The sequence below is a fragment of the Cohnella fermenti genome (assembly GCF_004801405.1).
Classification (GTDB): domain Bacteria; phylum Bacillota; class Bacilli; order Paenibacillales; family Paenibacillaceae; genus Cohnella; species Cohnella fermenti.
The window spans coordinates 24221-49370 of the sequence record NZ_SSOB01000054.1 but is presented as its reverse complement, the minus strand read 5'-3'; the positions used below and the strand labels follow the sequence as shown (position 1 = coordinate 49370).

Annotated in this window: 21 protein-coding genes and 1 tRNA gene; 6 read left to right on the top strand and 16 right to left on the bottom strand. The window is 57.7% G+C overall.

Translation table 11 applies throughout. From position 1 onward, the window contains the following. Window positions 1-122 precede the first annotated feature (122 nt). The 4 genes from E6C55_RS28995 (at window position 123) to E6C55_RS28980 (ending at window position 7325) form a co-directional block, all read left to right on the top strand. On the top strand, window positions 123-1043 hold the full coding sequence (locus E6C55_RS28995) for an ABC transporter permease (protein ID WP_136373327.1): 921 nt from the start codon (window positions 123-125) through the stop codon (window positions 1041-1043). Between the two features lie 15 nt (window positions 1044-1058). Further along, a complete protein-coding gene (locus E6C55_RS28990) occupies window positions 1059-1934 on the top strand; it encodes a carbohydrate ABC transporter permease (protein ID WP_136373326.1) in 876 nt (291 codons plus the stop codon). Window positions 1935-2059: 125 nt separating this feature from the next. Beyond that, on the top strand, window positions 2060-3754 hold the full coding sequence (locus E6C55_RS28985) for an extracellular solute-binding protein (protein WP_136373325.1): 1695 nt from the start codon (window positions 2060-2062) through the stop codon (window positions 3752-3754). A gap of 88 nt (window positions 3755-3842) precedes the next feature. Then, window positions 3843-7325, top strand: coding sequence for a beta-galactosidase (locus E6C55_RS28980; RefSeq protein WP_136373324.1), 3483 nt, complete (start codon window positions 3843-3845; stop codon window positions 7323-7325). A gap of 99 nt (window positions 7326-7424) precedes the next feature. Here E6C55_RS28980 and E6C55_RS28975 read toward each other — a convergent pair whose 3' ends face one another. The 10 genes from E6C55_RS28975 to E6C55_RS28930 all read right to left on the bottom strand — a co-directional run bounded on the left by E6C55_RS28975 (window position 7425) and on the right by E6C55_RS28930 (window position 18807). Beyond that, window positions 7425-8714: an adenylosuccinate synthase gene (locus tag E6C55_RS28975; RefSeq protein ID WP_136373323.1), complete on the bottom strand. Its 1290-nt coding sequence runs from the start codon at window positions 8712-8714 to the stop codon at window positions 7425-7427. Between the two features lie 260 nt (window positions 8715-8974). Next, the gene (gene dnaB, locus E6C55_RS28970) at window positions 8975-10330 is read right to left on the bottom strand and encodes a replicative DNA helicase (protein ID WP_136373335.1); all 1356 of its coding nucleotides are present in this window, start codon (window positions 10328-10330) and stop codon (window positions 8975-8977) included. 10 nt (window positions 10331-10340) lie between these two features. Then, window positions 10341-10784 carry a 50S ribosomal protein L9 gene (gene rplI, locus E6C55_RS28965; protein ID WP_136373322.1) on the bottom strand — a complete coding sequence of 148 codons (444 nt, stop codon included), beginning with the start codon at window positions 10782-10784 and terminating at the stop codon, window positions 10341-10343. Then, window positions 10781-12751: a DHH family phosphoesterase gene (locus E6C55_RS28960; protein ID WP_136373321.1), complete on the bottom strand. Its 1971-nt coding sequence runs from the start codon at window positions 12749-12751 to the stop codon at window positions 10781-10783. Before E6C55_RS28960 ends, rplI begins: the two co-directional genes overlap by 4 nt. Window positions 12752-12856: 105 nt before the next feature. Then, on the bottom strand, window positions 12857-13771 hold the full coding sequence (locus E6C55_RS28955; protein WP_136373320.1) for a DUF2232 domain-containing protein: 915 nt from the start codon (window positions 13769-13771) through the stop codon (window positions 12857-12859). A gap of 6 nt (window positions 13772-13777) precedes the next feature. Continuing rightward, window positions 13778-14080, bottom strand: coding sequence for a MazG-like family protein (locus tag E6C55_RS28950; protein WP_136373319.1), 303 nt, complete (start codon window positions 14078-14080; stop codon window positions 13778-13780). Window positions 14081-14266: 186 nt separating this feature from the next. Then, complete coding sequence (locus E6C55_RS28945) at window positions 14267-16135, bottom strand: amidohydrolase family protein (RefSeq protein WP_230986908.1); 1869 nt, start codon at window positions 16133-16135, stop codon at window positions 14267-14269. A gap of 171 nt (window positions 16136-16306) precedes the next feature. Then, the gene (locus E6C55_RS28940) at window positions 16307-16747 is read right to left on the bottom strand and encodes a CBS domain-containing protein (protein ID WP_136373317.1); all 441 of its coding nucleotides are present in this window, start codon (window positions 16745-16747) and stop codon (window positions 16307-16309) included. A gap of 119 nt (window positions 16748-16866) precedes the next feature. Continuing rightward, on the bottom strand, window positions 16867-17916 hold the full coding sequence (locus E6C55_RS28935; RefSeq protein WP_230986907.1) for an LCP family protein: 1050 nt from the start codon (window positions 17914-17916) through the stop codon (window positions 16867-16869). Between the two features lie 117 nt (window positions 17917-18033). Then, complete coding sequence (locus tag E6C55_RS28930; protein WP_136373316.1) at window positions 18034-18807, bottom strand: helix-turn-helix transcriptional regulator; 774 nt, start codon at window positions 18805-18807, stop codon at window positions 18034-18036. Between the two features lie 126 nt (window positions 18808-18933). Here E6C55_RS28930 and pyk point away from each other — a divergent pair, with 126 nt between their 5' ends. Further along, window positions 18934-20361, top strand: a complete 1428-nt coding sequence (pyk, locus tag E6C55_RS28925; protein WP_136373315.1) for a pyruvate kinase — start codon at window positions 18934-18936, stop codon at window positions 20359-20361. Between the two features lie 659 nt (window positions 20362-21020). Here pyk and rpsR read toward each other — a convergent pair. From rpsR to rpsF, 3 genes are all read right to left on the bottom strand, one after another. Then, complete coding sequence (gene rpsR / locus E6C55_RS28920) at window positions 21021-21341, bottom strand: 30S ribosomal protein S18 (protein ID WP_136373314.1); 321 nt, start codon at window positions 21339-21341, stop codon at window positions 21021-21023. 58 nt (window positions 21342-21399) lie between these two features. Continuing rightward, the gene (gene ssb / locus E6C55_RS28915; protein ID WP_136373313.1) at window positions 21400-21969 is read right to left on the bottom strand and encodes a single-stranded DNA-binding protein; all 570 of its coding nucleotides are present in this window, start codon (window positions 21967-21969) and stop codon (window positions 21400-21402) included. Window positions 21970-22035: 66 nt separating this feature from the next. Continuing rightward, complete coding sequence (gene rpsF, locus E6C55_RS28910; RefSeq protein ID WP_136373312.1) at window positions 22036-22323, bottom strand: 30S ribosomal protein S6; 288 nt, start codon at window positions 22321-22323, stop codon at window positions 22036-22038. A gap of 223 nt (window positions 22324-22546) precedes the next feature. Here rpsF and E6C55_RS28905 point away from each other — a divergent pair, with 223 nt between their 5' ends. After that, window positions 22547-22729, top strand: a complete 183-nt coding sequence (locus E6C55_RS28905; RefSeq protein ID WP_136373311.1) for a YjzC family protein — start codon at window positions 22547-22549, stop codon at window positions 22727-22729. Between the two features lie 1071 nt (window positions 22730-23800). Here the strand turns inward: E6C55_RS28905 and E6C55_RS28900 are convergent. The 3 genes from E6C55_RS28900 to E6C55_RS28890 form a co-directional block, all read right to left on the bottom strand. After that, window positions 23801-23891 (bottom strand) — tRNA-Ser (locus tag E6C55_RS28900). Between the two features lie 80 nt (window positions 23892-23971). Beyond that, window positions 23972-24199 (bottom strand): DUF951 domain-containing protein, encoded by a 228-nt coding sequence (locus tag E6C55_RS28895; protein ID WP_136373310.1) that lies wholly within the window; start codon window positions 24197-24199, stop codon window positions 23972-23974. A gap of 3 nt (window positions 24200-24202) precedes the next feature. Next, the gene (locus tag E6C55_RS28890) at window positions 24203-25141 is read right to left on the bottom strand and encodes a mechanosensitive ion channel family protein (protein WP_230986906.1); all 939 of its coding nucleotides are present in this window, start codon (window positions 25139-25141) and stop codon (window positions 24203-24205) included. Between the last annotated feature and the right edge of the window lie 9 nt (window positions 25142-25150).

The window sequence follows — 25150 nt, the reverse complement described above, 5'->3', positions numbered from 1 at the left end:
CAGGACGGTTCTTTTTTGCCTGCGGGAAATTTGTTGATCGGCGGAAAATGAACGATTGTGCCGCTCTGCCATTCGCCTGTAAAGTGAGAGCGCAGGTTACAACAACAGAGAGAGGGAGCTATATGAGAGCGGCATACCGAAAGGGCATTGACAGGAAAAGACTGAGAGAGAATCTCCCCTTGCTGATTATGTTCACGCCCGTCCTTTTATTTTATTTAATCTTCAAGTATTTGCCTATGGGCGGGCTGATCATTGCCTTTAAAGACTACAACTTCATGGACGGAGTGTTCCACAGCCCGTGGGTGGGCTTTGCTAATTTCCGCAAGCTGTTCAGCGACCCGAATTCACTAAATATTATTCGCAATACTTTGCTGCTCAGCTCGCTTTCCATTTTTGTCGGATTTCCGTTCCCGATCGTTCTGGCCATCCTGATGAATGAAGTGCGAAGAATGTGGTTCAAGAAAGTCGTGCAGACGCTTGTTTATTTGCCGTATTTTTATTCCTGGGTTATTGTCGGCGGCATTATCTTCAGCATCTTTGGCATCGAGGGAAGCTGGCTGAGCCATTTGTTCGTTTTCTTCCACGTTGAGCCGTTCCCGTTCTTATACGATGAGAAATCCTGGGTAGCTATTTTTGTCGGTTCAGGAATCTGGAAGGACATGGGGTTCAACGCGATTATCTATATGGCGGCGATGACGGCGATCGACCCATCGCTTTACGAGTCGGCCGGTATGGACGGCGCCAACAAATGGAAGCAGATTATTCACATTACGATTCCCGGCATTGCGCCGACAATCATATTGCTCTTTATCCTCTCGATGGGACGGGTGCTGGAGGTCGGGTTCGATCCGGTCTATGTGCTGCAGAATCCTGCGGTGAGCGATGTGTCCGATGTAATCAGCACTTATATCTATCGCGTTGGACTGCAAGGGGCGCAATTCAGCCTTACTACCGCTATGGGCATGTTCGAATCGGTTGTCGCTTTAACGCTGCTGCTCGCGGTCAACGGGATCGCGCGCCGTTTCCAGCGGGGCTTATTCTAAGAAAGGGGAATCGAGATGCGCATTTCCTTCGGAGATAAAGTATTCCAAAGTTTCAATTACGTCGTCTTAATCTTGATTGCCTGCTCCAGCTTGTTTCCGCTCGTTCATTTGATTGCGCTGTCCATCAGCAGCTCCGCAGCCATCGAAACCGGCAAAGTCAATCTGTGGCCGGTCGGCTTCAACTTGGACACGTTCAACCTGCTGGTTAAAGGGACACCGCTCGTCAAGTCCTTCCTCAACAGCGTGGAAATCACGGTTGTAGGGGTTGCTCTCTGTATGGCTTCGACGATTCTGGCTGCCTATCCGTTGTCGCGTCCCCAATTTTACGCCCGGCGCTTCTTCACGCTGATGATGATCTTCACGATGATCTTCACGGGAGGCGTCATCCCTACCTTCCTGGTCATTCAAGGGCTGGGACTGGTGAACTCTTACTGGGCGCTTTGGCTGTCCAGCCTGGTAAGCACGTACAACATGCTGATTTTACGCACTTATTTCGAGAACATCCCTTCCGAGATCGACGATGCGGCGCGTATGGACGGCTGCGGCGAGACTCGCCTTCTGCTGCGGATCATATTGCCCGTTTCCATGCCGGTGCTCGCAACATTAACGCTTTTCTACGGCGTTGCGTTCTGGAATGTTTTTATGAGCATGCTGATCTACATCAACGATACCGACAAGCATAACTTAACCGTGCTCGTCCAGCAGATGATTCAAAGCCAGAGCGTGCTGCAGCAATCGATGATGGTGCAGCCCGACGAACAGGTGCATGTCGTGGAAGAAGGAATCAAGGCTGCCGGTGTGCTGGTGATGATTGCGCCGATGCTGCTTGTATATCCGTTTCTACAAAGATACTTTGTCAAAGGCGTCATGCTCGGTTCCGTCAAGGGATAGAAGAGAAGGCGCTTTAAGGGGGTGGTGTCCGCGCAGGAGGGGTTGAAGCCAGACAGCTTATCGCTTCTTACCGCTTATTGAGGCAATCTTAGACAAGACCAACAATTCGAGAGGGGTTTCACCGTATGAAAAGCTGGGTTACGGCATCATTGGCAACCGTTCTGACAACATCTCTAATGTTAACCGCATGCAGCTCGCAATCAACGAATGAACCGGCTGCCGATCCAGCCGCTTCAACAGCATCGTCCGCTGCAGCTTCCACAGCGACAGCCTCTGCAACGCCGGACAAGAAGCCGAATTTGACCGTATCGGTCTATGACCGCGGCAACATCCCTGCTGCCGAAGGCACAGTGGAGAATAACCGTTGGACCAAATTCATCAACGATAACGGACCTGCCAATGTGAAGTTCGTGCCGATCCCGCGCAACGACGCCGCGCAGAAATTCAATGTCCTGTTTGCTTCGCACTCGGCTCCCGACATCATCAACGAGTTCGACCCGAATATTCTTAATCCGCTCATTGACCAGAAGCAGCTCATGCCGCTCAACGATCTGATCGAGAATAACAGCGTGGAGTACAAAAAGATTCTTGAGGATTATCCGGCATTGAAGAAGGTTGCAACGAATGCGGACGGCAATATGTACGAAGTCGGACGGGTGCTGGAGGCTTTCCCGAGCTATGCGCTCTTTATTCGCGCGGACTGGTTAAAGAAATTAAATCTGGAGGTTCCGAAGACGACCGAAGACCTGTACAAGGTAGCCAAGGCGTTCGCCGAACAGGACCCGGACGGCAATGGGCAGAAGGATACTTACGGCATGGCTATCAGTTGGCGCTCCGAATATGTGGTCGATATGATGTTCGGCAATCCGGTCGAGCTCTACGGGCTGGTCGACGGTCAACCAAGCCGTGCTTTTGAGAATGCCAAACTGGCTACCGAGTTCAAGAAACGTTTGTTTGACGAAGGGATCATCGACAAGGACTTCGTTAACGACAAGAACGGAGCCAAGGCCAAACAGGACTTCTTGAACGGCAAGCTGGGCATCTTCCCAACCTTTATCGCAAGCTGGTTTGATGCAACGGTGACCGACATTCAAACGTTGAGGAAGGCCGTTCCGGATGCGGAAGTCATTCCGATCTCCTTGCCTGCAAGCCCTGTTGGCCAGTACATTCCTGACGTCCAAAGTCCTGTGCAGATGACAACCGCGATCAACGCCAAAGCCAAGGACCCGGTCGCGGCCATCCAATATATCGATTTTATCGATCGTGTCTCGACCGGCACCGCCTTGCTCTTCGGATTGGAAGGCACGCATTATACGACGGATGCAAGCGGCTGCCCGCAGGTGATCGATCCGGACAAGACCAAATCGGAAGTCAGTTGGGCGGGAGATTTGGCTCAATCTTACTCGCGCTTGCAGTTCGGCAAATGCGCGTTCTACCAGAACCAATTCAACCCGGACATTCCGGAACAGAAAGCCGGGCTTGATATGTTCAACCAGGCGGAAGCCTTGTATCTCGATCCTGACAAGAAGTATCGCTTTATTACGTTGCAGGAGCTGATCCCGTCCTTCCCCAAGGATCTGCAAACTTCATTCAACACCGTCAAAGCCCAGATCACCAACACTTGGCTGAAGTCAGTGCTGGGCGGCGACAAATATTCCGTTGACCAGGCTTATCAGGACGTCCAGGCCGCATGGGATCAGGCCGGCGGCAAGCAGATGGACGAATTTATGGTGCAGTGGTTCAACGACAACCAGGAAACCAGCTTCATGATGAAGGATTTATGGGATACCATCGCCAAGCAAGCGGAATTGAAGCAATAAGCAGCAGAAGGAAATTGGGCGCCGTCAGTCATCTGCGGACGCCCGGTTTGCTTTGCAATATAACTATACGGTTTAGGAGGCTAAACGTATGCGTTTATGTAAGCGCTTATTTGGTTTGCTGACGTTGCTGCTCTTTATGGCTATGGGGTCGTATGTCGCGCATGCAGCGGACGTACAGCAGTTGCCTGTTGAGAATGCCGGATTTGAGACGCTTGTTACGACGAACGGCGTTACTCTTCCGAAGGATTGGAAAACCTGGTGGTGGAGCGGTCCCGCCAACAATCCGCCGGCATCGGCGGCCGGTTATACGGAGGATGAGCATAGCGGCGGCCAGCGTTCGGTGTATATCGACAGTGTCGGCACCGGATATGCAGGATGGGTATCGAAGCCGATTGCGCTTCCTGCGGAGATGGAGTCCTTCCGGATCACGGCCAAGCTGAAGGCGTCGGCCGATTACGCCGGGAATAAGCCGCGCTTCTGGGTGTCCTTCCAGAACGGCGGGACGTTCCTCGGCTCCTATACAACCGATCAGACCGAGGGGTTATCGTTTGCGGACTGGACGGAGATATCTTTTATCGTCGATCGCAGCCAGTTCCCGGCAGGTACGGATACGTTGGTGCTGAACCTGACCACAGCCAGCATGGATTCCGCAGCTCCGGCAAGCGGCAAGCTTTATTACGACGATGTAACGGTGGAGGCGTCGGAGGAGCCGATTCCGACAGTTCAGCGGCTCCCGATCAAGAATTCGGACTTTGAGACGCTGAGCGTGACGAACAGCGTATACAGCCCGAAGGACTGGAAGACTTGGTGGTGGAGCGGCCCCGCCAACAATCCGCCGGCATCGGCCGCCGGCTACACGGAGGATGAGCATAGCAGCGGCTTGCGTTCCGTATATATCGACAGCATCAGCACCGGGTATGCGGGATGGGTATCAAGTCCGATCTCCCTGCCCGCCAATATGACATCGTTCCGGTTCTCGGCCAAGCTGAAGGCATCGGCCGATTATGCCGGGAATAAACCGCGCTTCTGGGTGTCCTTCCAGAACGGCGGGACGTTTCTAGGCTCCTATACGACGGATCAGACCGAAGAGCTGTCTCTTGAAGATTGGACCGAAGTCTCCTTCACCGTCGACCGCAACCAGTTCCCCGCCGGGACAAATACGATCGTATTGAACCTGACGACAAGCAAGCTCAGCGGAGCGACCGCGACTGCCGGCAAGCTCTATTATGATGAGGTTACAGCGGAGGCGTCCAACCAACCGTTGGGTCCGGCTACGTTCACCCTGAAGGGCAACAAGTTCGCCAACTGGTGGAATCTAGGGGAGACCGTGCAGTTCCAATTGAACACCGGCAATGTAGCGGAATCCGTCAACTCGGTCATCGGCAGCGTCTATAACTCGGACAATGAATTGGTCGCGCAAGTGCCTGTGTCAAGGCTGAATTTCCTCGATCAAGGCTGGAGCTGGACGCCCGCGGAGCCCGGCTACTACGAGGTCGCTTTTGCATACCAGCAGGAGAACAGCACGGATATAACGGAGCTTCCTGTCAAATATACCTTCTCGGATACGGACCTGACGACGTTCTCGCGTGAGCGCTACTCCTTGGTCGTAAGCCGGGACGCAACCAAGCCGATCGCGCAGAGGTGGCCGGCTGCGGGCTTCAGCTACCAACTGACCGAGGGCGAGAATGCGATGAAGCTTGCCGACTTGGTGGGCTTCAGCTTCGCACGGATTCATTCGGTTCCATGGGGGACGCAGTTCCGCGATACGAGCTGGGCGATCGAGCCCGAGAGCGGTGTGTACGACTGGACGAAGTTCGACGATCAGATCAACAAGCTATCCAGCTACGGCTTCGGCCTGGTCGGCAACCTGTTGTATACGCCGCAATGGGCATCGCCGCACCCCGAGCAGACACAGGCCAATATCAGCGTACCGGCATACTCCGCTTATGCCCCTGTGGATATGCAGGATTGGGAGGACTTCGTCCGCGCCGTCGTTACGCGTTATCCGCAGATCAAGACGTGGGAAGTATGGAATGAACCGAATCTGCCGGGGCTGAGCGTCTTCTGGCTGGACACGCCGGAACGCTTCGTCGAGCTTCTGCAGACGGCCTACGAGACTATCAAGTCGGAGCAGCCGGATTCGGATGTATGGATCGGCGGGCTGGCGGGGCGCAACTATTTGTCCTTCTACAAGGAGCTGCTTAGCTTGGGCGGAGCCGCTTACTTCGACAAGCTGGCGCTGCACGGCTATCAAGCCGACCCGCGTGAATTCCAACGCGCCGACCAAGCGTTCGACATCGCCTCCAAGCCTTGGGTCGATTCGGAGAGCCATGCGATCCTGGTCAATTCCAACACGGTTACCGGTGCCGTACCATCGGAGACCGAGATCGCCAAACGCATGATTGTCGATTTCCTCTTCCAACTGAAGTGGGGAACACAACAAATTGCCTTCTTCAACATGCTCAACCTATCGGAGATGGAGACCTTGTCATACGCCAAGAGCATCGGCAACGTTACGGTCTCGGCCGGCCTCTTCCGTTCCAAGCCGCGAATCGAGCCGCGGCTTGCGGCATCCGTCGCCCATCAATTTCTCGATCTGGCCGGCGAGTCCGTCGTCTATACAAGGGAATACGATCTTGGCAACGGACAGAAGGCGGTTGAACTGGACAACGATGGAGCTCCGCTGGTCGGGATTTGGTCCGATGCGGCAGCGGCCGCCCCGATTGATGCGCAACTGGCGGCTGCCTTCAATAACGACACCGTCGTGACGGACTGGGAGGGCAAGCCGCTGTTGGCCGACAGCACATTGAGTATCCATCCCGGCAAAATATACTGGATCAGCAATATCGATGTCGCGACGCTGCATGCCTTGCCCGATTCTGCGCCCTTCTTGCTGTCGGACTATGACCGCAATACGAGCGACCTGGTGGTCCCGGAGGCGACGGGGAGCAGCGGAGAGCTGTTTGATCCCGCTACTCTGGAAGTATCCGAGCATGCGGTGTGGGTCGCCGACGATTGGGAATATAAAGGCGCAGCCCAGGCGACAAAGCCGGCGGACTTCGGCGCAACCTTCGCAGCGAGCTATTCGAACAGCGGGCTAGACCTGATCGTGCGCGTGCAGGATGGGACATTCGTTCAGGACAATCCGCTCGGCAGCTTCTGGCAAGGGGACAGCGTACAGTTCGCCATAGACACCTTCGGCCAGGGATTCACCGGAGACCAAGTGGAGTTCCAAGCGGCATTAACGCCGCAAGGGGCGGTTCTCTATAAGCAGTTGGTGCCTTATGTCGGCGGCAATCTGCCTACCAACTGGACGCCGGGCAACAGCATAGCGCAATATGCATCGCTTCGGGTTGACCAGTCGGTTGTCGGTGAGACGGATTATTATATCCATGTGGACACTTCCGAACTGTATCCATTTGTATTCGACCCCCAGAGCCCCATCCGGCTGTCCGTGCTGGTCAATAACAATAACGGCACCGGACGGCTCGGCTGGCTCGAATGGAGCGGCGGAATCGGAAGCGAGAAGAACCCGGCCAAATACGGCAAGATATGGGTGACGAACGAATGATTCATTAACACGGTCCACCCTGCTGCGGGCCGCCAGACGCCAAACAGCCGGCAAGCGGGTTCAACACCCGCTGCCGGCTTTGGACTGCTTACTGATTCTTTAAGCCTCGTAGATCGGAACGACCTGGTTCGTCTGCTCGCGGTTGCGGCCGACGGAGAAGATCGCGATCGGAATGCCGGTCAGCTCGGAGACGCGCTCGACATAGCGGCGGGTATTCTCCGGCAGGTCGGCGAGCGTGCGGGCGTTCGTGATGTCCTCGCTCCAGCCCGGCATCTCTTCGTAGACGGCTTCGCACTCGGCCAGAATCTTCAGGTTGGCCGGGTAGTGGTTGATGATCTCGCCGCGATACTTGTACGAGGTGCAGATCTTGACCGTGTCGAGGCCGCTCAGGACGTCCAGCGAGTTGAGCGACAGCCCGGTGATGCCGCTGACGCGGCGGGCATGGCGGACGACAACCGTGTCGAACCAGCCGACGCGGCGCGGACGGCCCGTGACGGTGCCGTATTCGTGGCCCTTGTCGCGAATCCATTGGCCCAGATCGTCATGCAGCTCGGTCGGGAACGGACCGTCGCCGACACGGGTCGTGTACGCCTTCGCAACGCCGATGACCTGACGGATCTTCGAAGGGCCGACGCCGGAGCCGATGCAGACGCCCCCTGCGGACGGGTTGGAGCTTGTAACGAACGGGTACGTGCCTTGGTCGATGTCGAGCATGACGCCTTGAGCGCCCTCGAACAGCACCTTCCTGCCCTCGTCGATCGCGTCGTTCAGGACAACCGAAGTGTCCGTCACGAACGGACGAAGCTTCTCCGCCAGCTCGAGGTACTCCGAGATGATCGACTCGGCGTCGAGCGGCTCGCCGCCGTACATCTGCGTGATGACGTTGTTCTTCTCCGCGATAAGAACGCGGGCCTTCGCTTCGAACTCCTCCGCCACCATCAGGTCGGCGATGCGGATGCCGTTGCGCGCGGCTTTATCCATATAGCAAGGGCCGATGCCCTTGCGGGTCGTACCGATCTTGTTATCGGCCTTGCGATCCTCTTCCAGCGCGTCCAGAACCAGATGATAAGGCATGATGACGTGAGCGCGGTCGCTGATCCGCAGATTGTCGGCCGAGAAGCCGTTATCGAGGATATATTGAATCTCTTCCACCAGAGCGCCCGGGTTGATAACCATTCCGTTGCCGATGACGCAGACCTTGTTCTCGTTAAAGATTCCGGACGGAATCATGGTGAGTTTGTACTTCTTATTCTGGATAAGAATCGTATGACCTGCGTTGTTGCCGCCTTGATAACGGGCGACGACATCCGCTTTCTCCGCGAGGAAGTCCGTGATCTTGCCCTTGCCTTCGTCTCCCCATTGCGTTCCTACGACGACTACTGTAGACAAAGCAATCCCTCCACCCGGCTGATTCGCTCATACCGGCATGATGATGCCTCCCCCGAGCGGACGCTCTCCCGAACCCGAAGCTGCCGGAGACAACGCACGCGAACGCATCGGCAACGAGTTGCTCGTTCCGATGCACGGCCATATGGCCGCAAGGCGGCATGATTAGTGTAGCAATTGACCGCAGCGAAGTCAACTCAAAGGCGAACAATTCCACACCCGTCTATTTGATCGTTCGGAATTATTCCGGCTAAAATGAGCAATTACGCGCTTTCCTCATGGCTCCGGTCGAGACTGACGAACTTGTTGAAGCTTTTCAGGAAGACCAGCTCCACCGTGCCGACAGGACCGTTCCGCTGCTTGGCGATGATGATCTCGATGATGTTCTTCTTCTCGGTATCCTGATTGTAGTAATCGTCCCGGTACAGGAACGCGACGATGTCGGCGTCCTGCTCGATCGAGCCCGATTCCCGAAGGTCGGACATCATCGGACGCTTGTCCTGCCGCTGCTCGACGCCGCGGGAGAGCTGCGACAGAGCGATAACCGGAACCTCCAGCTCTCTGGCGATCTGCTTAAGCGTACGCGAGATCTCGGATACTTCCTGCTGTCGGTTCTCTCCGGCCTTGCCCCGCCCTTGAATCAGTTGAAGGTAGTCGATCAGAATCATGCCGAGTCCCTTCTCCTTCTTCAAGCGGCGGCACTTCGCGCGAATGTCGGCAACGGTGATGCCCGGCGTATCGTCGATGTACACCTGGGCTTCGGAGAGCGCCCCGATCGCCATCGTCAGCTTCTCCCAGTCGTCGCCTTCGAGGAAGCCCGTCCGCATCCGGCCCGCGTCGACGTTCGATTCGGCGCACACCATCCGCTGCACGAGTTGGGCAGCCGACATCTCAAGGCTGAAGATGGCGACGGTCTCGTTCGCCCGCACCGCGACGTTCTGCGCGATGTTCAGCGCGAACGCCGTCTTCCCGACGGAAGGACGGGCGGCGACGATGATCAGGTCGTTGCGCTGGAAGCCGGCCGTCATCTTGTCGAGATCGCGGAAGCCGGACGGAATGCCGGTCGTCCCTCCCTTATGGTTGTAGAGGAACTCGACCCGGTCGAACACTTCCATAAGCACGTCGCGAATGCTGATGAAGCCCGAAGACGACTTGCGGTTCGAGATCTCCATGATCCGCTGCTCGGCATCGTTGATCAGCGTGCCGATCTCGTCCTCGCCCGCGTAGCCGTTCGAGACGATCTGAGTGGCCGTCCGGATCAGACGGCGCAAGAGCGACTTCTCTTCGACGATCTGGGCGTAATACTCGACGTTCGCCGCCGTCGGCACGGCATGGGCGAGCTTGGCGAGATAGGTGACCCCGCCGACCTCCTCCAACTGTCCGCGATCCTGCAGCTTCGCCGTAAGCGTGATCAAGTCCAGGGGTTCGTTGTCATCGTTCAGATCAAGCATGACCTCGTAGATCCGCTGATGGGCGACGCTATAGAAGTCCTCTGCCCGCAGCCGCTCCATCGACGTGATCAGAGCCTCGGTCTCCAGCAGAATGGCGCCAAGCACCGCTTGCTCCGCCTCCAGGTTCTGGGGCGGCACCCGATCGAACAGAACCGGTTCCCCGTTCATGTCCATGCCGTTATTCCTCCACGACTTGCACGTTTAGAGTGCCCTTCACTTCGGGATATAATTTAAGCGGCACCTTCGTGACGCCAAGCGTCCGAATCGGATCGTGAAGCTCGATCTTCCGCTTGTCGATGACGATCTTCTGGCTCTCGAGCGCTTCCGCGATCTGCTTGCTCGTGATGGCGCCGAACAGGCGGCCGCCTTCGCCGGCCTTGGCCTTGATGACGACCGTCATCTCCGACAGCTTCTCGGCGAGCGCCTTCGCGTCGGCCTTCTCGCGGTCCTTCTGCTTCTGAGCGGATGCGTTGATCTGATCCAGCGTCTTCTTCGCGCCGTCCGTAGCGATCTGAACGTATCCCTTCGGCAGAAGGAAGTTGCGCGCGTATCCTTCCGACACTTCCTTCACTTCGCCCTTCTTGCCTTGTCCCTTCACATCTTGAAGAAAAATGACCTTCATTCCAATATACCCTCTTTCCCCTCGAATTCTTTAAGCACTTGCTTCAGCTTCGCCGCGACTTCGTGAACCGTCTTGCCCGACATCTGGCAGGCCGCGTTGGACAGATGCCCTCCTCCGCCGAGCCGCTCCATCACAACCTGGACGTTGATCTGCCCGAGCGAGCGGGCGCTGATGCCCACCTGTCCGTCCGGGCGCATTCCGATGACGAACGACGCCTTGATGCCCGTCATGTTCAGCAGCGTATCGGCGGCCTGGGCGATCAGCAACTGCGGAATCGGCTTGCCGGTGTCCGCCACCGCGATCGCGATATGATCGCGATATGTCTCGGCGTGCTGGATGATCTCCGCCTTCTTGATGTACTCCTCCAGATCCTCCTTCAGCATCCGCTGAATCAGGATCGGATCGGCGCCGTTGCGGCGCAGGAACGATGCGGCCTCGAACGTCCGGGAGCCGGTGCGAAGCGCGAAGCTCTTCGTGTCGACCGTGATGCCCGCGAGCAGCGCGGTCGCCTCGCGGACGTCGAGCACGACGCGTTCATGAATGTATTGCAGAAGCTCGGTCACCAATTCGCAAGTCGAGGACGCGTATGGCTCCATGTAGACGAGCACCGCCTCGTCGATGAATTCCTCGCTGCGCCGATGGTGGTCCACCAGCACAATGCGATCCGTCATCTGCAGCAGCCTCGGCTCCGCGACCATCGATGCCCGGTGCGTATCGACGACAATCGCGAGCGAGCGCTTGCTCGTCATCGCCATCGCCTGCTCCGGGCTGATGAAGCGGCGGGCCAGCTTATCGTCCTCCCGGAGCATATCCATCATCTTCTGAATCGCCGGGTTGGTGCCTTCGAGCACGATGAAGGCTTCCTTGCCGAATTGCTGCGCGGCCTTCACGACCCCGATCGCAGCGCCGATCGCGTCCATGTCGGGCATCTTGTGCCCCATGACGATAATCGTCTCGCTCTCCTTCATCAGGTCGCGAAGCGCGTGCGAGATCACTCTTGCCCGCACCCTTGTGCGCTTCTCGATCGCGTTGCTCTTGCCTCCGTAGAAGCTCTGCCGCTGGCCGAACTTGACGACCGCCTGATCGCCGCCGCGCCCGAGCGCAATATCGAGGCTGCCCTGCGACAGTTGGCCCAACTCCACCGCGGAGTCGCTGCCGGAAGCGAAGCCGATCGACAGCGTCAGCGGCAGCTTCAGATTCATCGTCAGCTCCCTGACCTCGTCCAACAGCTCGAAGCGCGATTGCTCCAACTGCTTCAGCGCATACTGATTCGTGACGACCATATACTTGTCCGACGACAGCCTTCGCAGGAACAAGCCGTACTTGTTCGCCCACTCCGTGATCTCCCCGGCCACCTTCGACAGCATAATCGCGCGCTGCTGCTCATCCATTCCTTGAGCGACTTCCTCCAGGTTGTCAAGCATGACAATGCCGAGCGCCAGCTTCTCTTCCTCATACTTCTTCGTGAGAGTCCAATGCTCGGTAATATCCTTGATATACAGCATGCGCTCTTGCTGGCGAAAGAGCAACTCGTAAATCCTTCCGTTCAGGTTCGCTTCCTGCCGGCTCGCGTCCTTCTCCTTGACCGGAACGACAACGCCGGGGAACAGCTCGGGCAGCGGGATGCCGATCGCCGACGAACGGCCGACCAGTGTCGCAGCGTATGAATTATGCCATTGAACTTCCTTCTCTTCGTTATAAACGATGATGCCGAAGGGCAGCGTGCCGAACACATCGTTCGCGACTCCCTTGATGCGATGGGACAGCGTCAGCACGTAATCGTTCAGATCCCGGCGGAACGCCCGCTCCGAGAGCACCGAATAGACGGCGACCACTGCTCCAAGCAGCAGGCCGATCAAGCCGAGCACCCAGTGGTACCAAGCAAGCGCGACCGTAAGCAGCAGCGTGACCGCCATCGCCCCTACCATATGCATGCCATGCCAACGCTGAACGAGAAACTTAGGCATGTTAAAGCTCCGCTCCCTTGTGCCGACCGATCCCGCGGAAGTGCGGTTCGGTCTCAATATATGTCGATGCCGCACCTTGCGCCCGCGAACCCGCGGAACAGAAGGTCAGCCCTTCTTCTCGAAGCTCTTGCGAATAGGGAAGGCCGTGTCGAAGAGTCCGATCAGGTAGAATGGCCACATAAAGATAAGCAGCGGGAAGGCGATGATAATGGGAACGATGCGGGACCACTTCTTGATGTCGGCCAGGTAGAAGAAGAAGGCGATCGCCTGAATCGTGAAGGCGAAGGTCAGGATCGGCATGGCATTGATCGCGACCATGCTCCAGAAGCCCGTACTCTCCGAAGAGATCGTATAGCTGAGGATCAGCACGAGCAGATAATAGAACACGAGGCTGCGGGGCAGCTTCCAGTTCTTCATCGGCGTCATGCCGGGAACCAGAACTCCCATAAGTCCGAGTCCCCGGCGGGCCAGCACGTGCGTGACGACGGCGATCAGGAACGAGATCAGGAGCAGCAGCGCCGGCAGCATCCTCGTGATGGCGTCTCCAAGCGTAGCGGAAGTCTCCGCGGCCCAGCCGGCCGGCATAAGCGTATCGGTCTGAAGCTGGTTCAGCGATTCTTCGATCAGGCTGGCAAGCTCCGAGGATAAGTTCAAATCATATTGCACGGAGAAAATCGCAAGCTCCACAAGAAGCTGAACGAGAACCACCACCATGGTGACGGTAACGACAGTGCGAGCCGGCATTCGCCGCTTGTACAGATGGCCCATAACGGCGGCTGGAATAAGGAAGAACAGGCCGAACACGAGGGAAGCCAAGGAATAGGCTCCCATCAGGGCGAATGCGGCAATGCCAATGCACGCGACGTGAGCCGCGAACGAGAGCGGCTTCAGCATGGTGTACAGAACGACGAGCGGCATCATCACCAGGAATATCGTAATCGCGATTAGAGAGGTAGGGATGCTAAGCAGCACGAGCAGCGCGACGACACTCCACGCTACGGATTTCCAGCCAATCTTCAACCAAGGTCACCTCTTGCGGATATGTTCTTCCAATGTGGACAGATCGCGGTACAGATCCTCCAGTTGATGTCCTTCTTGCCTCATCTTCGCAAGCTTCTCCGCTACGGCCGCATCCAGGTCCCGATAGGAGATCCCGATGCGCCTTCCGAGAATATACCCGGAAGCGATCAAGCTTGCCAAACTATCTGCGATGCGGACGCCGCTTCCGTCCCACATCGCCTTGAACAGCCTTGCCGTCTGATCGACCACTTCCGCCTTCAGCCACTCAATCAGCCTTGCCCGAGTGGCGACATCTGCTTCGCGTTCCATCGCTTGAACTCATCCTCTCCAAGCTAAATCTTCGCGGTGTCTGTCCAGAAAGCTGCAATCTTCATTATATCACATAATTGCCCAGTATCTACTATGAAGGCGGCCGGCCCCGCACATGAGCAAAGCGGCAGAACCCCGCCGCCTCCCATGGAAGCCGACCGCCTGCCGCCGCTGTATTCCTCCTATCTATTGGGGAACGGAAGCCGTCCACCCTCCAACGCTTCTGGCGAGAGCGATTCCGAGCCTCCCCAGCGTCTCGAGACCGACATAGTCCCGGTCGCCGATCGAGAGCAGCTCGGCCGAGCCTTCCTCCCACTTCAGCCGATGGCCCCGCTCCAGCATCAGCTCCCGAAGCCCCGGCCCCGCCGCCCCCGCTTCCGGCACGTTGCGGGAGCGCCCTGCTCCCTGCTGCAGCCGCCAGTCTCCTCCCGGTTCCTCCCGGCTCGGCGTGCTTCCGAATGCCTGAAGAACGGCCAGGTCGACATAGTCCTCTCCCCGGTAAGAGACGATTGGCACGAAGCTCTTCTCCTTCTCCTGATTCAGCTCGAGCAGCCCGGCAGCTCCCTCGTACCGGACGAACTCGCTGCGGATCGGCTGCCCGACGGGCACGCTCTTGTGCATGCCGTTCCCGTCGAGCGCGATCTTCCCCCCGACCAGAACGTACCGAATGCCTTGCGACGGAAGATCCGGCTTCTCCACCGTCGATCGGTCGCGGATGCTCTCATAGTCGAAGATTACGATATCCGCATCCATTCCCCTCGCCAGACGTCCTTTTCTCCGCAGGCTTGGTGCTTGCTTCTCCAGCCTCCGCGCCGGCAGCAGCGTCATCTTGCCGACCGCATCGATCAGAGGAAGGACGGCGTGCTCCCGCGAATAGAGGCCGATCGTGCGCGCGAACGTGCCCGACGCCCGCGGATGGTTGTTCAGCCCCGGCTCGAGAATGGCGTCGCTGCCGATCATGACGAACGGCGAGGAGAGCGAGTCGACGATGTCCTGCTCGGGGATGGCGTACGCGACGGCCAGCTTCCCCTGCCTCCGGTATTCCTTGAACGTCGGTTCGGTCAGCCTCTCCGGCGTTCCGGCGATCTGAAGATCATTGTACGTGATGCGGAAGCGCTGCTGCCACCCTTCGTCGAAGCGTGCCGAGTTGAGATAGGTCCCCCAATAATCGTACGGGTATGTACAAGCCGTCAGATCAAGCCCCTTCTCGCGCGCCTCCGCCAGCATGTCCAGCGATTGCTTCATCGAGAACGTGCCGCCCGTGCTGTTGATATGATCGACGTGGACGGATGCCCCCGTCTTCTCAGCGTAGCCGATAAGCTCTTGAATCGCCTCAAGATTTGTTCCCGGCTCTTCCATATCGGAGTACCGGGCATGGAAGTAGACCGGCACATTGTATTCGTAGGCCAGCCTCATGAGCGGGACGATCTCCGAGGGGCCGATTCCGGGCACGTACTCCAGGCTGAAGGAGATGCCGAGCGCACCTTCGTTCAGCGCCCTCTCCGCCTGCTCGGCGAGCAATTCGCCTTGAACCGGATTCGCCGGCTCGTAACGCCCGATCTCCAGCCGGTTGCGGGCTTGCGTATAGAAGAACGAGGCGCCGAAGTTCAGCGGGGTCCGGATTCGGGAATAATAGGAATACCACTTCTCCGGGGAAGCTGTCCCTCCGTGCATCGCGATGTTGCTCGTCACGCCGTCGGCGAGCTTGGTCCACACTCCGAGCGGGTTCGGATCGTAGCTCAGGTTGTCGATGAAGCCGGGGGCGACGACAAGCCCTCTCGCATCGATCGTCCGCCTCCCCTTCACCTCGCGGTCGGTGACGAGCTCGATCGTTCCGCCGCTGATGGCGACGTTCAAGCCTTCCCGGTCGAGACCGGTCTCCGGATTGACAACCCGGCCGCCGAGAAGGACGACGTCGTACATTCGGTTCAGTTCCGCCTGCGTCGGAACATCGATTGGGGACAGGGCCGCGATCGCGGCGGCGTTGGCCGGCTTGCCGGAGGATGCCGTCTTCGGAGAGAAGCCCGGCAATAGAACACCCTCCGTGTCTCTCACGGAGGGTGCTTCTGCGGGTTGCGTATTCGAGGGGACGCCTAGACGCAGAGCTCCGGCAAGCGCCAACGCCGCAGCCGCGCCCGACAACAAGAGAACGGGGACCCCGCGCCGGGATCTCGGATTGTTGGTCATTCGGACCTCCATGGCATGCCGCCTTGGGCTTATATGCTCTTAGGCTTCCCTTCCGAGAGGCTTCTCATCCGTCGCCGGAGCAAGAAGAAGTCTCTCGCAATAATCGATAATGTCGCTTCGGCGTACGATTCCGATAAAACTGCTCATGTCGTCAACGACGGGGACGAAGTTCTGCGTCTTCGCGAGGGAGATCAAGTCCTCCATGTTCGCGTCGATTCTTACGGGGCGATTGTTCAGGCGCAGCGGCACTTCGGACAGCAGCACCCGATGCGCTTGGTCGAAGCTGAGGTCCAGATGATTCTTCATGAACCAGAGCAGGTCGCCCTCCGTTACCGTGCCGACGTACTTGCCTTCCGCGGTCAGCACCGGAACGGCCGTGTACCGGTAATGCTCCATTCTCTCCAGCGTCTGTCTGAGGGTCGCGTCCTCCTTCACACAGACGACCTCCTGCTTCGGCAGAAGGAAAAAAGCGATGTTCATCGATACCTCTCCTCTGTCAGGGACCTATCTATGCCGTCTTCCATTATAACACGGGGCCGCGGGACGGCACTATGCGCGACTTCCATTATTTTCTAAACATTTCGTGTCCGTTCGCTTCTCTACTCCGCCGCCGGCCGATCGGAGGAAGCCGGAGCGTCTGCCGCTTCTTCGCCCGGAATCGTCAGATCCGCAGCCGAAGTCGCCGGGTCCATCCAACGCGCGATCGTCGTTCGAACGTCGTTCAGGTCCTGTTCGTCCGCGACGAAGTACCACAGGTTCTGCTTGCCCATGCGGGCACCTGTCCCATGAAGAGTATAGCTGCGAATATGGAGCTCTGTCTGCAGGAATTGCTTGGCTAGTCCGGTCAGCTCCGAGGGCTGGAGATCGGTTCGGAAGTTGTCGCCGACGATGCCGAGCAGCTCGGTGATATGGTTCCATTGCTGGAGCGATGTTGCCTTGTGCATAAGCGCCTCGAGGAAAATACGGTTGCGTTCGGTCCGCGAGACGTCGCCGCCCGCATCCTCGCGATATCGGACGTAGTTGAGCGCTTCTTCTCCGGAGTAGGAGCTCTGTCCCGCCTTGATCGTGAACTTCTCGTGATCCGCTCCCTTGTTGACGATGTCCTCGGTGATCGGAAGGGCAATGCCGCCGAGCGTATCGACCATCTGGACGAACCCCTCGAAGTTGATCGAGGCGTAGTGGCCGATAGGAGCGTCAAGCAGCTTCTCCACGCTGTTCACCGCCATCTCCGGCCCTCCGTACGCGTAGGCGTGCGTAATCTTGTCCTGCTTGTCCTTCCCGACGATCTCCGCGTACGTATCCCGGGGAATGGACACCATCAGCGCATTGCCGTCCGTCGGGCGCACAACGGTGTAGATCAGCGTGTCCGAACGTCCGGCCTTCTGCCCCGGCCGGGCGTCGACGCCCATCATGAGCAGGGAGAACGGCTCTTCGGCGACCTTGACGACGGGCTCTTCCGCTGACGGATCCGGACGATCCGTCAGCGGCTGATACGTGTCCGCCAACTGATTCTCCAGCTTGTCGGACAGGAATGCGTCGAACCCCCACGCGGCCAACGCGCCGCGATTGAAGTAGCCTATGCAAGATGCGATGAGAAGAACGATGACGAGACAACAGGCTGCGATCCATTTTCCACGATGCTTGTTCACGATGTATGTTCTCTTCCCTCTCTATTATTCTCTTAGTTGTTAACTATCATGAATATAACGAGAGAGAGACGGTTCCGGTTGCATCCGGACCGCCTCCTAATCGTGCCAGCCGAGCTCTTATCTGTAATCCGAGGGATTCTTGCCCGTCAGCTTCTTGAACAGCCGATTGAAGTACGATACATCGCGGTATCCGAGCATCTCGGAGATGTCCCCGGCGGTCAGAAGCGAATCCTTGAGCAGGTAGACGGCCTTCTTCATGCGCGTGGCGTGCACGTATTCGCTGATCGTCTGGCCGGTCGCCCTTCGGAAGAGGGAGGCGGCATAGTTCGGGCTGCGACCGATGTGCGCCCCAAGAATGTCCTTCGTGATGCGTTCCCGGTAATACTCCTGAATGTAATCCTTCATTCGCTGCGCATTGTAATCCACCGCCGCGCTGACCGGCCCTTGCCGCCGTTCCCGGCTCCAGAGCACGAGCACCTCCGCGAGAATCGCTTCGGCCCGCACGTCCGCCAGCCACGTTCGATCCTCCCGTTCCTCCGCAATCGTCCGAAGCCGGTCGATCATCCAATCGAGCGAACCGATCCTCAGCCGGATCGGTTTCTTCTCTTGCAGGATGTCGAGCCGGGAGGGCTCTTCGCCTGCCGCATCTCTCCGCGAGAAGGTCAGGACGAACTTCTCATGGAACACCGAGGGTACACTCTTGGCGTAGTAGGGAGTTCCGTACGGAATGAGCAGCCCATCGCCTTTCTCGAGGATGAGCTTGACGTGATTGACCCAATAGACGCATTTGCCGTAACGAAGGAAGACAAGCGTGTAGAAGGGTTGATCGCCCTTCTCTTCCGTGAACCACTCCATGGCCCGATCCTGACGAATATCGTTCACCTTCAGCATGGCAGCACCTTCGCAATCGTACTATTATGCAATCATTGTACTATAGTTCATATGTTATCGGCAATTTAGCGACTAGAATAGAGGTATATCGCCAAGAGGCATTAATTTCTGGAGGGAATCAATCGCATGAGCACTCTTCGCAAAACCAAAATTATATGCACGATGGGACCGGCCTGCGAATCCGTTGACGTACTGAAGCAGATGATCGATGCCGGCATGAACTGCGCTCGCCTTAACATGGCGCATGGCGAGCTGTCCGACCACAGCGACCGGATGAACCGCGTTCGCCAAGCGGCGCGCGAGACCGGAGCGATCGTGCCGATCCTGATGGACATCAAGGGACCGGAGGTTCGCATCGGCAAGCTGAAGGAAGCTTCCTATCTGCTTGTCGCCGGCAATGTTCTTACCTTGACGACCGAGCTGATCCAAGGCGACGCGGAGACGATCTACGTGAACTACTCCGAGCTTCCGCTTGTCGTGAAGCCGGGCAACACGATTCTGATCGACGACGGCTTGATCGAGCTGAAGGTCGAGTCGACGACCCCGACCACGGTCGTCTGCCGCATCGTGAGCGGCGGCGTCATCAAGCCGAACAAGGGCGTCAACCTGCCGGGCATTCGCACGACCCTGCCGGGCGTAACGGAGCGCGACGTCAAGCATATCGCGTTCGGTGTCGAGCAAGGCGTCGACATCATCGCGGCTTCGTTCGTCCGCAAGGCCGAGGACGTGCTGCAGATCCGCCAGCTCCTGAAGGAGCACGGCGCCGAGCATATTCAGATCATCTCCAAGATCGAGAACGAGGAAGGCGTCACCAACCTCGACGCAATTATCGAAGCGTCGGACGGCATCATGGTCGCCCGCGGCGACCTCGGCGTCGAGATTCCGGTCGAGGAAGTGCCGATGATCCAGCGCGAGATGATCGAGAAGTGCAACCTCGCCGGGAAGACGGTTATCGTCGCAACGCACATGCTCGATTCGATGCAATACAACCCGCGCCCGACCCGCGCGGAAGTGAGCGATACGGCGAATGCCGTGCTCCAGGGCACCGACGTCATCATGCTCTCCGGCGAGTCTGCCGCGGGCAAGTACCCGGTTCAATCGGTCGCGACGATGGCCACCATCGCCCTGCGCGCCGAATCGATGTACGAGTATGCCAACAGCCCGGCCGCCAAGCAAGCGGCCGCCGAAGGCGAGACCGTCACCGAGGTGATCAGCGAAGCGGTCGTCAGCTCCTCGATGAAGCTCGGAGCCAAGGCGATTCTCACGCCGACCGTGAGCGGCTATACGGCCCGCATGGTGTCCAAGCACCGCCCGAAGGCCCCGATCATCGCCATCACTCCGGACGCGAAGGTTCTGGCCCGCCTGGCGCTCATGTGGGGCGTTATCCCGGTCAAGGGCGAGCCGACCGAGTCGACGGACGAGATGATCGACTCCGCGCTCCACAGCGGCAGCAGCACCGGCATCCTGCACAAGGGCGACTACGTCGTCATCTCGGCGGGAACCCCGGCCGGTGTCGCCGGCGTCACGAACCTGATCAAGATTCAGCAGGTTTAAGCTTGCCGCGCCGATCCTTCGGCGGCATAGGAGAGAGAACCATCAGAGCGGTCGAGGATCGCCTTGATGGTTCTTTTTGTTCGCTCTCCCCCTCCTTGGCCCCCTGAACGATGACTTTTTCGATTTTATGTGATTTTTCATATTCATCGGCTTGGATTGGCGGCAATCGCGGCGTTTTATGTGATTTTTCGCATATATGCGGGATCTCTGGCCGGAATTTGCTCGACGAATGTGATTTTTCACATATAATCGGCCAACACCCCCTTATCGGGACCAGCACCAATGTGATTTTTCGCATAAAACCCGCCACTATAAAAAAAGTCCCGCTGCCGAATCGGCAGCGGGCAAGCAATCTATATATCAGAGGGGGGTTATGTTGCTATAATATCCCCCGCCGCTTAAATGAATCTTATCGCAGCCTTAAGATTCGATAAGAAAGCTTCATCGATTCTCCGATTCTCCGATTCGCCATTCCCTGATTCACGCTGCTTCGATGCAAGTCTCTTCGATTTGCACACGATTCTCCGACTCGCCATGCTCCGATGCAGCGCACAGCCTCACTCGCTCGCCCGCTCATTCACTCTCATCGCATCGCATGGAAAAACCCCCGCAAACCATCTTCCGATGCCTGCAGGGGTTTATTGTTGCTGTTGCTTCGATTACTCCGTCGTGTAAGGCAGCAGCGCCATTTGGCGAGCGCGCTTCACGGCAACCGTCAGCATGCGTTGGTACTTCGCCTTCGTGCCGGTTACGCGGCGCGGCAGAATCTTGCCGCGTTCGCTGATGAACTTGCGGAGCAGGTCCAGGTCCTTGTAATCGACGTGGGTGATCTTGTTCACCGTGAAGTAGCATACCTTACGACGCTTGTTGCGTCCGCGACGGAACTTGCGCGGTTCGCGAGCGCCGTCTCCGCCTTCGCGAGGACCGCGTGGTCCGCGCTCTTCGCGAGCAGCCGGAGCTGCTTGTTGTTGTTCGCTCATTCTATTCAACTCCTGTTCATTGTCGTGTCCAACGCCTGTTCCTGCATCAGGTCAGGCCTTAGAATGGCAGATCATCGTCCGATATATCGATCGGCTTGCCGTCATTCGCGAACGGATCCATGCCCCCGCTGTTGCGCGATCCGGAGCTGCGGCTTCCACTTCCACCGCCGCCGCCATAACCGCCTCCGCCGTAGCTGCCGCCGGAATTCCCGCCGCTGCTTCCGCCTCCGTTGCCGCCATAGCCTCCGCCGCCGTAATCTTCGCGTCCCTGTGCTTGTCCGCCGCCGCCTTCGCGGTTCGGCGACTCCAGGAAACGAACGTTGTCGGCGATGACTTCCGTCACGTAGACTCGACGCCCTTCGTTGTTCTCGTAGTTGCGCACTTGAATGCGCCCTTCCACGGCGGCCAGACGGCCCTTACGAAGGTAATTCGCGCAAGTCTCGGCCAATTGGCGCCACGTCACGACCGGAATGAAGTCCGCCTCGCGTTCGCGTTCTCCTCCCCCGGAATCGCGGGAGAAGGGGCGGTCCACCGCCAGCGTGAATTGGGCAACGGCCACGCCCGCAGGCGTGTAGCGAAGCTCTGGGTCCTTGGTCAAGCGTCCGATCAGAATAACCCGGTTCAACATGGTTGGTTCCCTCCCAACAATGACGACTACCGGCGGTCACCCGCCAGGATGTTGCGTCAGTTCTTCTTAAGCGACGACTTCTCTGACGATCATGTGACGAATAACTTCGTCCGTAATCTTCAGAACGCGCTCAAGCTCATTCACGACAGCCGAATCCGACGTGAATTGAACCAGCACATACGTCCCGTCGCGGTGCTTGTTGATCTCGTAAGCCAGGCGGCGCTTGCCGAGTACATCCTGCTTCACGATCTCTCCGCCGTTCACGATGATGCCTTGGAATTTCTCCACGACAGCTTGAACGGTTTCTTGGTCCACGTCCGGACGGATGATGTACATCAACTCATAGTTGCGCATCTTCCGTTCACCTCCTTTTGGTCTTTGGCCCCCCGATTCCCAATACCGGCACGACAAGTCGCACTCGGCCGAGGAGCAAGGAGTATGCAATCTAATTCGAATCAAAGAGCATACCTTCCTACTTTATCACAAGCCCCCTTCCGGGTCAATGCGAACAACCGCCAATATCCATGCATAACCCCCTCGGCTCTCCCCTACACTATCCCACAGGGGGTGAAGCAGCATGGGTGAGCAGACGGAATTCGAGCCCGGCCAACGGGCGCCTAACGACGGCGAGTATATCGAGATCGGCGAAGCGTCCTTCCACACCGGCATCAACAACCCGAAGAGAATCCATCTTCATCGCGGAGACCGATTCCCCGAGACATCGAACCACCGACGCAAGTGGAAAAAATTCAATTCGTAACGACGAGGAACGTATATTGAGCGGACCAACGGGTATTCTAACTATCGGCGACGAACAGAGAGGTGTGGTTCCATTGAACCCATGCAGGCAACAACGGCCGAAGGAAGAGACGAGCCAAGCGGAGTAGGAGTAGGAATGGGAGGGACGTGCCGTAGACACGCTTCCGCATGACTAATTAGGGCCGAGAGATCGGCCCTGAACCGAAGAGCTGACGCGGAGAGCGGAACGTGAAGCCCGATTGCTTCACGCCAGCCCCGCGAACCGAAGCAACGACTGGATAACGACTTCAACTCATCAACGTCGCCCGGAGGGCCCCGCAAGGGGCCCTTCGTTATTTTTCCGATCCTCTGTCCCGATCCCCTGCCCCGGGCAAAAGCACCTTCAGCGTCCTCCCCCCTTCTCGATCCTGCGCATCATGCGATTTTATGTGATTTTTCACATTCATCGCCCTTGAATCCGAGGCAATCGAAGCGTTTTATGCGATTTTTAGCATATATCCAGCCACTCCAGCCGGAGTTTTCTCTATGTATGCTATTTTTCACATAAAATCGTCCAAATCACCCGTTACCGTGCATCGTCAATGTGAATTTTCACATAAATCCCTGGCAACGAGCGCCCCCATCATGGCAGAAAAACCTCCGACGTTATCCGTCGAAGGTTGGAATCGCAAACGGTATATGCCGGAGAGGGTGGGATTCGCTCCGTCGCACAGGGACCGCACTCTTACGAGCGCACTCCCTGTTGTCGCGACTATCACGCCGGGGCCTACGAACATGCCGTGAGGCATGTTCGCTTAACGGCCCGTTCTCATCCCACCTGCGCCACCCAACAAAAAAACGACCCTTTTGGGGTCGCATCTCGTTTTTTGTTGGGTGGCGGAGAGGGTGGGATTCGCTCCGTCGCATAGGGAACGCACTCTTGCGAGCGCGCATTCCCTATTATCGCGACTATCACGCCGGGGCCTACGAACATGCCGTGAGGCATGTTCGCTTAACGGCCCGTTCTCATCCCACCCATGCCATATACGCAAAAAACCGACTCCCGTAGGGAATCGGTTTGATTATTCGTATATGGCGGAGAGGGTGGGATTCGAACCCACGCACGCCTCGCGACGCCTAGTTGATTTCGAGTCAACCCCCTTGGGCCTCTTGGGTACCTCTCCGCAGCAAGAAAAATAATATCACAGATTGGCCAAGCTTGCAACTCCTTCTTGACCAAAATATTGCCGGGGTCGAATAAACATTATTCGGACGGCAATTGCCCCTCTTCGCCCGTGCCGGCTCCGGGCCGCAGCACCTTCTTGAAGCTCTTCTCGAACTTGGCGCGAGGCAGCAGGATGCTGTGCTTGCACTTCACGCACTTGATGCGGATATCCATCCCCATGCGAATAATCTCCATCTCGTTCGCCCCGCACGGGTGCTGCTTCTTCATCTGAACGATATCGCCCAGCTCGAAGGTCTTTTTCTCCATAGTCTACGCCCCTCCCATTCGTTCTGCCGATTCCATCGAATAATACCGCGGATCGCGGGCCGATTCGAACGCCTTCTTGATCTCGGCGTACAGATGCCGGGAGACGGTCGCCTGGGTGTTCGGACGGCATACCGCCGTGATGCGCAGCGTGACGTCCGAGGCGGTCAGCGTCTGCACGCCGAGCAGCTCGGGGGTACTTATCAGGCTCACGTCCTCAAAGCGTCCCAGAACGGCTCTGACGACCTCCATAGCCTTGTCCAACTGCTCCGACGCGGCAATCGATACATCCACGACCGCCAGCGAATTGTTGACGGAATAATTCGTGACGTCCGCGATTGAGCCGTTCGGGATCACGTACACCTCTCCCGTCCAGCTCCGAAGCCTTGTCGCCCGCAATCCGATCATCTCGACGGTCCCCTTGAACTTGCCGGTCTCGATGACGTCGCCCACGGAGAAGTGATCCTCCAGAATGATGAAGAAGCCGGTGATGATATCCTTCACGAGGCTCTGCGCCCCGAAGCCGATCGCGAGCCCGATAACGCCGGCACCGGCGAGCAGCGGAGCCAGGTTGATGTTGAATTCGCCAAGAATAAGAAGAATCACGATGAAGTTGACGACATAGGACACCGCATTCTTCACCAGCTTGCCGACCGTCTGCACCCTTCTCGGTCTCAGCTTCAGCCGCTTCGACGACTTCGGCGTCATCATGTGATCGACGAACCGATATAGGATTCCTCTGGCAATCCGACTGACGAGGAGGATCATCAGAATGCGAAGAGCGACCTTGAGAACGGAGATCCACATCTCCGTGTCGCTGACGCCGTTCCAGATCTCGTCCAGGAACTGCTCCCACAGGTTCATGTGATCTTCAATGACGGCTTCGATCGAGCCCGGATCGTCGGACAGCGGCAACCCCAAGCCCGTCATTCCTGGTAAGCTCATCCCTCAACC